We start from the raw sequence: 10,728 nt of genomic DNA on the forward strand, positions 1-10,728 counted from the left end.
GATGCCATATGGTCAAGGCCGGTTAATGCCAGTAGCCTGAACAGGTAGCGCTTGACCAGGCTATCCGAGGCGTCAGGACACAGTGAAGCAGCCACTTTAGGGCTTCCCAAGGTAGCTATATAAGTAATCCGCTATTTATCAGCAGGTTAATCGTCTGTTTTGCCTGTTTTTGCTGATGGTCGCCGGTGTGACCTTACCAGATTGGCGATAATTTCGCGGACTTTATCCGACATATCAATTTCGTTTTCCTCGCAGACCTGCTTAAACTGTTGCTTTAGCCTAGGGCTCATACGAACCTGTAACAGACTGGTTTCCTTTGCCATTAGTTCGGTTGTTTTGTTCACTTAAATATAGCATTTTGTACTGACAGTATCATTACAAAACAGGACAAATTTTGTAATGATGAGAGCATGACAACCCCTTTACATGTCTTGAACGACCGTTTAAGACATGTAATATTGGCCCGAAATGGGTATATTTGGGTAGGCTAAAGCAATGGTTGAGGTATGGCAAAGAAGAGCAGTATCAGTAACGGCGGTCCTCTTAGGTACGTGGCTTACTACCGGGTATCAACCCGGGCGCAAGGGGATTCGGGGTTAGGATTAGAGGGCCAGCGCGCGGCCGTGGCTGGTTTTGTTCGGGGTCCTATCATTGCTGAGTTTACCGAAGTCGAATCGGGGAAGAACAACCAGCGTGCTCAGCTGTCGGCCGCGATCGATCGGGCCAATCAGGAGAGCGCCGTTCTGGTCATTGCCAAGCTCGACCGGTTGAGCCGTAATGCCTCCTTCATCTTTACGCTCAGGGATTCGGGCGTTAACTTTCAATGCGTCGATATGCCTGATGCCAATACGTTGACCATCGGGATATTCGCCACCCTGGCCCAGCACGAGCGGGAGTTGATCAGCAGTCGAACCAAAGCCGCACTTGATGCTAAGGTTGCCCAGGGTGCCAAACTGGGAAAACCCGAGAACCTGACGGCTGATGCCCGGGCTAAGGGAGCAGCTGGTAACGTGGCCCGGGCTAAGGCCAACGAGAACAACCGGCGGGCACTGTCAATGGCTACCTCCCTGAGAAGATCCGGAAAGAATCTGACCCAGATTGCTGATCAGCTTAACACGTCGGGTTTTCGTACGGCCCGGGGCTGTCAGTTCCAGGCTACTCAGGTGAGTCGACTGCTTGACCAGCAACTGTCCTGATTGTCCTAAGCGACCGTCCTAAGACAGTTAAGCCGGTCAAATCTGGGCAAAACAGTACTTAAAAAGCCAGTCTATTTCCCTCATCAATGTGACTACCAGACTATAAACCAGCCTCTTACTGGTGTGGAATGGTCTATTTCCTGTATAAATAGAGAATCGAGCTCTGTTTATACAGGAAATAGGGTAGTGGGTCATAGCCACAACGTTGAGGTATCTAAGGGGTTTTCCACCGGAGAACTATCGGAAAACGCTGGGAAAAGTGCACGGATGATCACCGAAAAAATAAATATGTTTTCAGGCCTTCACTTTTTTCACGTTTTGCACCGCAGTTAGCCAATTGTCGGAGTTCCGATAATTGACCCTAGTCCGATCTGGTGTAAAAGGTGGATGATTGGACTCACCTTTTATATACTTTCCAGTGTATATTTACGGTAGGGGCTCAACGCTAGAGTAAACCATTACAAACTGGTAATGATGCGTTTAGTCAACCTATGGGATAGACGAAAAACAACGTACCGTTATGGCTAAAGAGTCCAACTTCATCGACTTTAACGACGAGAAAATTCCGGTAGGAAAAAGAAAGCAAGCCTACGTTAGATGGGCCATGTCAAAGGGTACGTCGGCAATTGATGCTAAGAGACAGGCCAACAAAAAGTTTGGTTTTGAAAAGAGGGGTAAGGCTTTTGTGATTTTCCAATACGATACCGACTTGCTCTGGCAGCACAAATCACAGATACTTTTTCAGGTTGGCGCTCATCGCTACGAAGAGTTTGAGTACACAACGGACGACCAAGTAACACCTGAAAAGATAGCCTATTATAAGGCGAAAGGTTTTGAGATAAAATACCAACCATTAGCTCGCTGAGGCTTCGCATAGTGAACTATCGTTTAGAAAAGCAATCCTACAACCATATGGTAGCAGAAGTCAACTACTTTTGCGGCATGTCCGAAGCGCTACAGAAATCAGTAGGTAATGCTGTGAAAGAAGCCCGTATACGTGCCGGATTAAGCCAGAAAGAACTTGCGGTTAATGTCGGGCTTCAGCAGCCGAATATTGCCAAGCTGGAAGCAGGTGGATATAATATCTCGCTCAATCAGCTTGAACGCATCGCTCAGGTGTTAAGGCTAAATGTGGAGGTAATCTTAACCCATTCCGCATCTGCGTAGGTGGCCAGCGTGAGGATTACCAACGCTGGTCGTTAAATCAGTCAAGCCGACCTGGGGAAGAACATCTGACCTCTTCGGGCCGCAACAATCAGAAGTATTACCGCTTTTGAGCCTCGGTTCTAAACCGGGGCTTTTTCATGTTCGTACCCTCGTACCGGTACGAGGGTACGAGCTAGTACGAATCTGGTACGAGTTGAATCTAATTCCCCCGAATGTGAGGGAATTAGATTTAGCCCCGGCTACAAGGGGTTTCTGTCACAGAAATCCGCAGGCTGTGACAGAAACCCTGGTTTCACTACCGGAGGTGGGCATTAATGATCAACTCAGTAGTCAGTGAATGTAACTGACCCAGATAGCCGTAGCGCTCAATTGTTTCCAGCAAACTCTCCCTACTGCGTTGCTGCAAGGCGTAGACGTTGAGGCTGTACACCTCGCGCAGCCGGCCATAAAGCCAGCGGTACATGTTGCCCTGAGTGACCCCATAATGATCGCAGTAGTCATTAACCCGCTGGTTGATCTGTTGACGCAATCCGGCCGTGTTACCGCTATCAGTGAGCCAATGATCGGAACGGGGTGGACCCTGATGGGGAGCCACTGGCGGCCGGGGTTGTCTTACCCGGGTAGAAGCATCGTGCCAGTCTGGACCCTTGACCTGGTGTAGACTACCCATCAGCTGCTGCAACTGATCGAGTTGAATCTGTTGATGAGTCAAAAGCTGGGCCTGTTGCTGCAGCAGCTGAAGCACGACAGGATCCATGGCCAGCGACCGATCAGGAGACTGCTCAGCGATCTGACGCAGTTGCTTCTCACAATCAATGAAGTATTGCCGGGCCTGTTTTCCTTTCTCGTTGTTCTGAACCATGGCCAGTTCTTTGGCCGTATCCAGCGTCAGGGCGTAATCTGTGACGGTAGCCGTTGGATTGCGAGGGTTATTGGTTACTAAACTTTGAGTAACCAATGTAAAGTCCTGGCCCTCGATTAACCCGTACTTATAGACCCTGTTTTTAAACCAGTCGTTAAAGCGGGCCTTCCCCTCCAGAAAACTGTAGAGCTCCCGGGCCGAGACCACTGACACGCCTTGCGCATCAGTGGTGATCTTTATCAGGCCGGTCATGCCTACGCGCTGATTAGTTTACGAATCCGGTCCAGATGAAGGGTCTCGTAAAACCCATTAACCTCCTGGGCCTCTCTTATCCGGCTAGGGTCGTTGAGGCCAGCTATAACCTGTTGATTTCTTACCGCAAGACCATGAAGGTGAATAGCCAAATCCCGCACCAGATCATCGATGTTTTCAAGCTCACTGAGCATGTTACTGGCCTCAATCAATGATTCATCATTCCCCTCATGCACCGACCGAATCAACTGGCGATATAATTCATCCTTGCGGGCATCTAATGCCCATAGCAAAGTCATAGAGGTTGACGGAGCATATGGATCACCTTTGATCTCAAGCTTGAGATCAAATTGATGATGATAACTGTTGAGGTCAGGCCAATTTGGCTTAATGGGATACCCGGTTGGGTATTGGTCCCTTATACTGCCAAAGGTGGGTTGATCGGCTGACGTACCTTGTACGCCGCTGGCTGGCTGTTGTTGCTGATTCATGACTACTGACCAGGTTGATTGCTGATGTAGTCTACACGCATACTCAGGGCCTTGAAAACACGGCTGTATAGATCGTTAATCGTATCGCTCAGTATATCGACTTGAGTTGGTGTAGAGCGCGCCTGAGGGCCCTCCGCCAGAAAATCCCGGTAATGCTCGAGCGCAGCAATCACTAGCTCCAGTTCCGAAGGGCAGATTCCATCTTTCTCTAAATCAATCTGCGTTAGGTTGAAAGGGACTAGAATCTCCCAGGGCGTTGCCGGGTTGAAGGCGTCGACTAAGGGCGTAGCTAAGGTGAGAGGCCCTGGAATCGTATGTAGACGATCAGCCGTAAAGAAAGCGCCCATTCGAGGGGTCTTAGTTGCCGTTTGAAGGGGTTTCTGAACCTTTTGCTCAGTAGAGGTTGATCGACGCTTGTTGCGACGATAGTTTTGCCTTGCAGACATGAGAACGAAAGTTTGATTGTGTTGAGCCCCCCTCCGCTGTCGTTCCGCCAAGATCAATCAGCGTTGGGGGGCACTCTATTTAGGGGTACTGGGTAATGCTGGGTTAGTATTCCTCCGCCTGATGCGTCTCATCGATGACCAGGGTGTAGAGGCATCGAAGGTGGCCAGCCTGATCGAGCGCATCCAGAAACGAGCCCGACAGGGGCTTGCCCAGGGCGAACACATCGATGCCGTGTACGGCCAATAAGCGCTGGTAGAAATAGGCGTAGGTATCCCGAAGAGTCAGATTGGTCCGCACAGCGTACGCGCCAATCTGGCGAGTGATCAGCTGACGGAGCCGGACCGGTTGGGGCGGGTTGCCGGGCTGGGTAAGCGGGGGGCGCTGGTGCAGCATACCGTCGACGGTGTGTTGCAACCGATCGATCTGAGCCTGTTGGCGGGTCAATAGTTGTAGTAAGGCGGGGTCCGTTGTCGAGGCCGGGGCAGGAGCCGCTCCTGCGATCGCGCGTAGCCGTTTCTCACAATCGATAAAGTACTGACGGGCGGCTCGTCCCTGGCTGTTGTTCTGAACCATGGCCAGTTCCTTAGCCATATCTAGCGTCAGAGCGTAATCGATTTCAGGCCTACCCCCTTTTTCTAAGTTTTTAGAAAAACCCTCTCCTCCAAGGGTTACTCTTTCTTGAGTGACCCTTACGAAGTCCTGACCCTCGACAAAGCCATATTTCTCAACTCTATTCCTAAACCAGTCGATGAACTTTGACTTAACCTGTAGAAAGGTGTGGAACTCCCTAGCAGATACGGTTGGGCTACCTGTTACGCCGGTAGTAATCTGTAACAGATCCTGGGGGCCGGTCAGGTTAGGCCGGGGTGGGTTAGCCGTTAGTCGCTGGCCAGGTTGAGGCTCCAATGTGAAACCAAAGGCCTGTTGCGGTCCCTCGGCAGTAGCCTGAGAGCAACAGATCGTGATTTGATCAGGCTGGGTTTTTTGGCCTGCTAGTTGGGATGAGGTTGCATACCTCCCCCTACCCTCATAACTTCGCTTCCGAGTCATCTGAAAAAGGATTTGATTCATTACAACCCCCGTTTGCCCGAATCTTACCGGACACTGGCAGCGGGGGTTTTTTCGTGCTAACCACCTTGATTAGCAGAACAAACATACAAATAATACCTTCAACATTGTAGGTTGTCAGTAGGTTTTCTTTCTTTGTGCTATGGAACAGAAAAAGAAGCCTCCCTACCAGATTCGTATGAGCGATGAGCTCTACAAAGCCGCTCAGAAAAAAGCCAAATTGCTGGGTTTGTCTTTTTCGGCATACGTGCGAATGGTTGTAGCAACTGACCTATCGAAAAGCGCTGAAGGCTTTGCTGTCAAGGAGTAGAGGGGGCGTATTAATTTCCCATTTTTTAGAAACTAATGAGAGGCAGAGGTTCGACCTTGTGTCGAGCGGTCACCTCCAACACCTGGGCCAAATCTGACCTACTGATTCTGCGATCAGTTGCCCAATCCCAACAGGGCCACACGACACTGTCTGACCCTCTGCCTACAGAATCAGAGGGTCGATTTGACACGATAGTTCGAACTGGTATGACCTGATTCAAACCGATATCCTGAAGGGGGCGGCGTATTCGCCGGATCGTTGTTCTATTCCCCATGCCCATACTAAGAGCAGCTGAGCCTCTCGGCGTTACCATCTGTCAGCGTCAGATATCCTGACGCTGACCACTGATCAGTAGACAAAGCTGACTATCCAACTCTGGATAGTCAGGACTACCCGATATCAGGGGGAGCAATGCCTGAAACGGTTAGGGTCGATTAGGATTTTGCAGGGCAGGTACCGGGAAACCTGACTGACCGATCAGCAACGCGCTGGTTAGGAGCATTTACCGGATAGAGGGGCAAAAACGACCCATAAAACCGAAAAAAGGTAATCAATAGTAATCAATAGTCATCTTTTTGCCGGTGGGGGTCTATCCGGCGCATAAGACAGGAATCAGCCTCCGCAAACCGAAAAAATGTAATTAAATGTAATTAATTGTCATCTTTTTGGCCGCCCGGGCTGATCGGCAGAGCCGCTCGAAATCAACTCTACAAACCGAAAAAAGGTAGTCAATAGTAGTCAATAGTAGTCTTTTTGGGCTGGGGGCTAATCGGCAGAGAAGGCCAAAATGAGCCCCTGAAAACCGAAAAAAGGTAAACAATAGTAAACAATAGTAAACTTTTCGGCCCCTCACCGGCCGAGGTAGGCAGGGTGCTGGCTGCTGATCCGGCCCAATGGCAAAAGGGATTTAGGATACCTTTTAAACTGCGGCCGTGCTGGTGGACTGTCTACCTGGCAGTGGTGTAGCGGACAAATCGGGCGGCGGGCCTCAATCGCCCTGAGCGCGGAGGAATAGGCGAGGCGATAAAAGAGGAATAATACTATTTCTGTTCTGCAAAGTCAGAAAATGAATCGGGAGGCCGAGAAGCGCGAAAAGTGGCAAAAACCGGTCTGAAAAATTCAAAACAGGTAACGAAAGGTAACGGATAGTAACGGATTTCCGGACCGGGAGAGCGGCTGGTCAAGGCCTGTTCTTCCGGTCAGATCAGGATTAGGGTAGTTGCCTTAACTGAGTATAGTGCAAATACAGCACCGATTGCCAAGGCAATTCTATCTCCTTTTGATGTGGGTGAAAATCACATTATAAAAGTGCAATGAGGTAGCGAGAAAGTGCAGCTGGTTGCTTAGGGCAAGCTAGCATCAGGCTTTGCCCTGGCTGAACAGGGTAGATACCCCGAAAACATTAACATTTATTGACAATCATTAACGCACCTTATCGAAAGTATTGTGCTTGGGCTCATCACTAATCAGACTGTTGGTGCTGGGCTAAAACCCCGAAAACCTCATCATTTATAATCATTTATATGCATACCTTATTGAAAGTAATGCGGTTTTGCCTCTCCCATGATCAGGTTAATGTTGCTGGCTGAATACCTCGAAAACCTTATCATTTATTATCATTTATTATCATACCTTTTTGAAAGTAGCCCGGTTTTCCGTTGCCAATGGATAACAGTAGCGAAGTGAGATTCTACCACATCGCTCAGGATGAAATAAACCAGGTCTACTGAAGCCAGTGTCCCGGGATACTCGGGACACTCATCCGATCAGGCCCGTTTTTGCCTTAATCTGATGTCGACGGTATGGCAATGGCAAAGTGAGGCCGATAAGGCCGATTTCGTGGCGCTCACGGCCCGAACTATCGTTTTTGGTACACTGATAAGCGCGGCCCCCTGATCGGGCCTACAATCGCACGTTTCGGCCTTGTCGGGTTCGGGCCGTGTTCGAGGCGGCATTTTCAGCAGCCGGGGCCCGGGGCCAGACGCCCGCCCCTTTCACTCTTTTTTCTTTTCACCAGCCCTTTGTTGATTTCGAATCAATGATCTCACTCACTCGATCAGCACCAGCTTTCCACTGTTCAGTTGCTGGTGAGTTTTATAGATCAGATTTATCTATCTCTGTCTGTTAGCAACCTCTACCCTCATTAGGTATTGTATATATAGGTTTGTTGTTTTCTGCTTACCGGGGTAAGCGTAAATCAGCGTACGGGGTAAGCGTAAATCAGCTAGGGGGTATGTATAAATCAACATACCGTATGTAGTTTTGTGCATACCCTATTGAGGTCTTCAAATCGCTCACATGAGGTATTCTCCCCCGCCAGCGTAGTTACCAAACGAGTAGATGACAGGGTAGGATGAGAACTCTGATCCACCCACTTCCTCTTCATTCGCATCATAGCTCAGAAAGAAGTTGATCGGCTTCCGTAGGTTGTGAGGGATTGACGGTGTATGAGTGGTAGGTTGGTTTACGGCGTGGGCGTTCAAGACGTCAACATACGCCACAAATGCACTTTCAATGAATTGGTTATCGTTGAAGTGCCTAATGGCTCTGGCTAACGCTCGAATGTTGTCGGGACTGAATTTCAGATAACCGAATATGCGGTGATTTCCGGCTTTGGTCTGCTGTTCGTTAAAGGTGTCCCTACGTCGTTTACCCAGATCCTCTAATTCTTTGGCAAACGCTTTTACCTGTGGCGTGGTAATGCCTACGGCCTGACCAGTTACTCTCGGTTTCTGCCGAGGCTGATGCTGGGCAATGGTCTTGAATACCTCGCTATAGAGCTCTAGGTTAACATCTTTCCCTTTCGCCGTTTTTTGCCGGTATATCTCCTTCAGGTTGTCTGGTTTAGCCAGTTCATTGAAATCAATCCGGTAGGTGGTTATCTTGTTGTTGTAGGCATTACGCCCAACTTCCGTGTGCAGGATACCCATTGTTTTAAACCGCTCTGTCAACGTATCCAGCTTAGTACGGCCAATGCCAAGTTCTTCCAGAATGTCTTTATCTGAGTGGGACCATTCTACAGCGTCTTTGCACTTGAATACCAGGTAACAAAACAGTACTACCCCATCATTGCCTAAGAAGCGGAGGTTGAACCGTTCCCAGGAAGAAAAGTTGATTTTGATCTCTGCCTGGTAATGTATATTTGTCAAGTCGCTCATTCTGTTGACTTTATTAGAAACTCGTTGAAATCCTTGTGGTGAGGGTAATACTGGGTTGAGTAGTCAACAACGTTGTGACACGTTGCCTTTACCGATCCGGCCGCTTTGATGCCGGTCGCGTCGTTGTCCAGAAACAGGTGAACCCGCTTGTACTGGTGGAGTGCTGGCAGGGCCGTTTGCAGCAGCGCAGCCGAATTAAGTACTACTACGGTATGAGCGGGTTTCGATCTGTTGAAGTAGACCATGGCCGACAGGAAGTCGAAAAACCCCTCGAACACCGATACCGTATCACTCCCCTCTACGGGTAGGGTTGTAATTGCCTTTGGGCTACTGCAGCCTTGCCATAATCGGTTTCTCAGTTCATAGCCGCCCAGATCGTTTGCAAATCCTAGCCCGAAAAAGTGCTTCTCATCAACCGAGTAATAGCATTCTTGTAGATACGTGCGGGCCAATGGGAAAGGAATACGCCGATGCTCAGCATATTGGATCAGCGCCGGATTGCCCAGCATTTTCACTGATTTGATCCTGACCGTATGCTCTTCAGCCCGGGCAGGCCTAGGCTGGCAATCCGGCAAGGTGGTGGGTGGGTTGATCGGCTGGGTCGAGTCCAGTCGTCGAAGTGCCTCCAGCGGACTTACTTTGTCCAGTGCCGTTACCAGGTCAATTAATGTTCCCCCTATTCCCTCCCCATGGTCAAACCAGATATTGCGGGTCGCATCTACCTTGAAGGAGGCAGTTGACTCGCTCCGCAGCGGGGAACGGTACCAGACCTGATTACCCAACACCTGATCAGGTGTAACGCCTCGACGATTCAGGTAATCGACGATTGGCAAGCGTTTAGCTGTCTGAAAGTCCATCACCTAGGGTAGCTTGTTGCTGTTCCTGTTCCTTCAGCCGCTTGACACCCTTTCGCCGGTATTCTGTCAGCAGCAGTAGCCGGTCGCCTTTATAAGCAACGGCCGGATTGATGAAGTACACGTTAGCCAGGTGGCCACGGGCCAGAAAGTGTTTTTCCAAAAGTTCAGTCAACCCGGCCAATACACTAACCCGGGACTTATAACCTGTCAGCTTCTGGCACTCCGTCAGATCGAAGGTTATCCGATCGCTGAAATCCATTGTCTTCAGCACGTAGGAAAATACCGCTGATCCGACTTTGGAGAGCTCGAACATGCCACTCAATTCGTTGATAAAAATCTTAACGAATTGCTCCCCATCGACTTCCTTACGAATCCCGATAAACATCGTGTCGTCCATTTGCCCGGTCATCTGGTCGATCACTATTTTGTCTTTTGGGTTCGCCGTTGCTACCAACTTACGTTTGGTATCGAGCATCAGGTTATCCAAAAACGGATTACTGCTGTGGAAGGGGAACGCCTTTAGGTTCGTGGTATGCTTGGGTGTAAGGTCTGATTTATCAGCGCGTTGCTCTGCCATTGTTCAATTCTTTAGATGCTTTCTTGAACTACCTTCAAAGCAATTGATCTTTGTTCAAAAAAGCAAGGCTACTATTGAACTCTGTTTAGGAACTTGAACAAACTGTTCAGGATATTGAACAAGGAAAGTGTCTAACAACTTCACCAGCAAGGATTTACAGGCAATTCTCTATCTATATCTAGGAAAGGGCCTTTTTTCCTATCTGGAAATAGGCTGGTGAAAAGAAAAAAGAGCAATTTACACCCCTCCCCTATCGGGTTTTCTGTGCCCCTTCACCCCTCCCCTACTGAGCTGATTATCCAGCGTTATCAACCCATGCCGAAAGTATCTACCCGCTCTACAG

The 10,728-nt window shown here is 49.3% G+C and carries 12 protein-coding genes; 4 read left to right on the plus strand and 8 right to left on the minus strand.

The annotated features are described in order from the left end of the window. Positions 1–146: 146 nt before the first annotated feature. The gene (locus tag J2I46_RS32020) at positions 147–323 is read right to left on the minus strand and encodes a hypothetical protein (RefSeq protein ID WP_207333194.1); all 177 of its coding nucleotides are present in this window, start codon (positions 321–323) and stop codon (positions 147–149) included. A gap of 183 nt (positions 324–506) precedes the next feature. On the opposite strand from J2I46_RS32020, the gene J2I46_RS32025 reads away from it, so the two are divergent. From J2I46_RS32025 to J2I46_RS32035, 3 genes are all read left to right on the plus strand, one after another. Then, positions 507–1,196: a recombinase family protein gene (locus tag J2I46_RS32025; RefSeq protein WP_207333195.1), complete on the plus strand. Its 690-nt coding sequence runs from the start codon at positions 507–509 to the stop codon at positions 1,194–1,196. 520 nt (positions 1,197–1,716) lie between these two features. Continuing rightward, on the plus strand, positions 1,717–2,061 hold the full coding sequence (locus J2I46_RS32030; protein ID WP_207333196.1) for a hypothetical protein: 345 nt from the start codon (positions 1,717–1,719) through the stop codon (positions 2,059–2,061). Positions 2,062–2,108: 47 nt separating this feature from the next. After that, positions 2,109–2,363: a helix-turn-helix transcriptional regulator gene (locus tag J2I46_RS32035; RefSeq protein ID WP_207333197.1), complete on the plus strand. Its 255-nt coding sequence runs from the start codon at positions 2,109–2,111 to the stop codon at positions 2,361–2,363. Positions 2,364–2,658: 295 nt separating this feature from the next. On the opposite strand, the gene J2I46_RS32040 is transcribed toward J2I46_RS32035, so the two are convergent. From J2I46_RS32040 to J2I46_RS33260, 4 genes are all read right to left on the minus strand, one after another. Next, positions 2,659–3,477 carry an antA/AntB antirepressor family protein gene (locus J2I46_RS32040; protein WP_207333198.1) on the minus strand — a complete coding sequence of 273 codons (819 nt, stop codon included), beginning with the start codon at positions 3,475–3,477 and terminating at the stop codon, positions 2,659–2,661. A 2-nt stretch (positions 3,478–3,479) separates the two neighbouring features. After that, positions 3,480–3,968: a hypothetical protein gene (locus J2I46_RS32045; protein WP_207333199.1), complete on the minus strand. Its 489-nt coding sequence runs from the start codon at positions 3,966–3,968 to the stop codon at positions 3,480–3,482. Between the two features lie 2 nt (positions 3,969–3,970). Then, positions 3,971–4,414 (minus strand): hypothetical protein, encoded by a 444-nt coding sequence (locus J2I46_RS32050; protein ID WP_207333200.1) that lies wholly within the window; start codon positions 4,412–4,414, stop codon positions 3,971–3,973. A 103-nt stretch (positions 4,415–4,517) separates the two neighbouring features. Further along, positions 4,518–5,486 (minus strand): antA/AntB antirepressor family protein, encoded by a 969-nt coding sequence (locus J2I46_RS33260; protein WP_310589151.1) that lies wholly within the window; start codon positions 5,484–5,486, stop codon positions 4,518–4,520. A gap of 139 nt (positions 5,487–5,625) precedes the next feature. On the opposite strand from J2I46_RS33260, the gene J2I46_RS32060 reads away from it, so the two are divergent. Continuing rightward, positions 5,626–5,793: a plasmid mobilization protein gene (locus J2I46_RS32060; protein WP_207333202.1), complete on the plus strand. Its 168-nt coding sequence runs from the start codon at positions 5,626–5,628 to the stop codon at positions 5,791–5,793. A gap of 2,294 nt (positions 5,794–8,087) precedes the next feature. On the opposite strand, the gene J2I46_RS32065 is transcribed toward J2I46_RS32060, so the two are convergent. The 3 genes from J2I46_RS32065 to J2I46_RS32075 are packed head-to-tail and all read right to left on the minus strand — an operon-like array spanning position 8,088 to position 10,385. Then, on the minus strand, positions 8,088–8,951 hold the full coding sequence (locus J2I46_RS32065) for a hypothetical protein (RefSeq protein WP_207333203.1): 864 nt from the start codon (positions 8,949–8,951) through the stop codon (positions 8,088–8,090). Beyond that, the gene (locus J2I46_RS32070; RefSeq protein WP_207333204.1) at positions 8,948–9,808 is read right to left on the minus strand and encodes a DUF8464 domain-containing protein; all 861 of its coding nucleotides are present in this window, start codon (positions 9,806–9,808) and stop codon (positions 8,948–8,950) included. The genes J2I46_RS32065 and J2I46_RS32070 overlap by 4 nt, the downstream gene beginning before the upstream one ends. Further along, positions 9,789–10,385: a replication/maintenance protein RepL gene (locus tag J2I46_RS32075; RefSeq protein ID WP_207333205.1), complete on the minus strand. Its 597-nt coding sequence runs from the start codon at positions 10,383–10,385 to the stop codon at positions 9,789–9,791. Before J2I46_RS32075 ends, J2I46_RS32070 begins: the two co-directional genes overlap by 20 nt. Positions 10,386–10,728: the final 343 nt, after the last annotated feature.

Source organism: Fibrella forsythiae (assembly GCF_017353175.1).
Taxonomy (GTDB): Bacteria; Bacteroidota; Bacteroidia; order Cytophagales; family Spirosomataceae; genus Fibrella; species Fibrella forsythiae.

Bases quoted from the DNA above. Each gene is read 5' to 3' on its own strand.
- J2I46_RS32025 (WP_207333195.1), top strand. From the start codon at position 507: ATGGCAAAGAAGAGCAGTATCAGTAACGGCGGTCCTCTTAGGTACGTG.
- J2I46_RS32040 (WP_207333198.1), bottom strand. From the start codon at position 3,477: ATGACCGGCCTGATAAAGATCACCACTGATGCGCAAGGCGTGTCAGTG.
- J2I46_RS32070 (WP_207333204.1), bottom strand. From the start codon at position 9,808: ATGGACTTTCAGACAGCTAAACGCTTGCCAATCGTCGATTACCTGAAT.
- J2I46_RS32050 (WP_207333200.1), bottom strand. From the start codon at position 4,414: ATGTCTGCAAGGCAAAACTATCGTCGCAACAAGCGTCGATCAACCTCT.
- J2I46_RS32035 (WP_207333197.1), top strand. From the start codon at position 2,109: ATGGTAGCAGAAGTCAACTACTTTTGCGGCATGTCCGAAGCGCTACAG.
- J2I46_RS33260 (WP_310589151.1), bottom strand. From the start codon at position 5,486: ATGAATCAAATCCTTTTTCAGATGACTCGGAAGCGAAGTTATGAGGGT.
- J2I46_RS32075 (WP_207333205.1), bottom strand. From the start codon at position 10,385: ATGGCAGAGCAACGCGCTGATAAATCAGACCTTACACCCAAGCATACC.
- J2I46_RS32045 (WP_207333199.1), bottom strand. From the start codon at position 3,968: ATGAATCAGCAACAACAGCCAGCCAGCGGCGTACAAGGTACGTCAGCC.
- J2I46_RS32030 (WP_207333196.1), top strand. From the start codon at position 1,717: ATGGCTAAAGAGTCCAACTTCATCGACTTTAACGACGAGAAAATTCCG.
- J2I46_RS32065 (WP_207333203.1), bottom strand. From the start codon at position 8,951: ATGAGCGACTTGACAAATATACATTACCAGGCAGAGATCAAAATCAAC.
- J2I46_RS32020 (WP_207333194.1), bottom strand. From the start codon at position 323: ATGGCAAAGGAAACCAGTCTGTTACAGGTTCGTATGAGCCCTAGGCTA.
- J2I46_RS32060 (WP_207333202.1), top strand. From the start codon at position 5,626: ATGGAACAGAAAAAGAAGCCTCCCTACCAGATTCGTATGAGCGATGAG.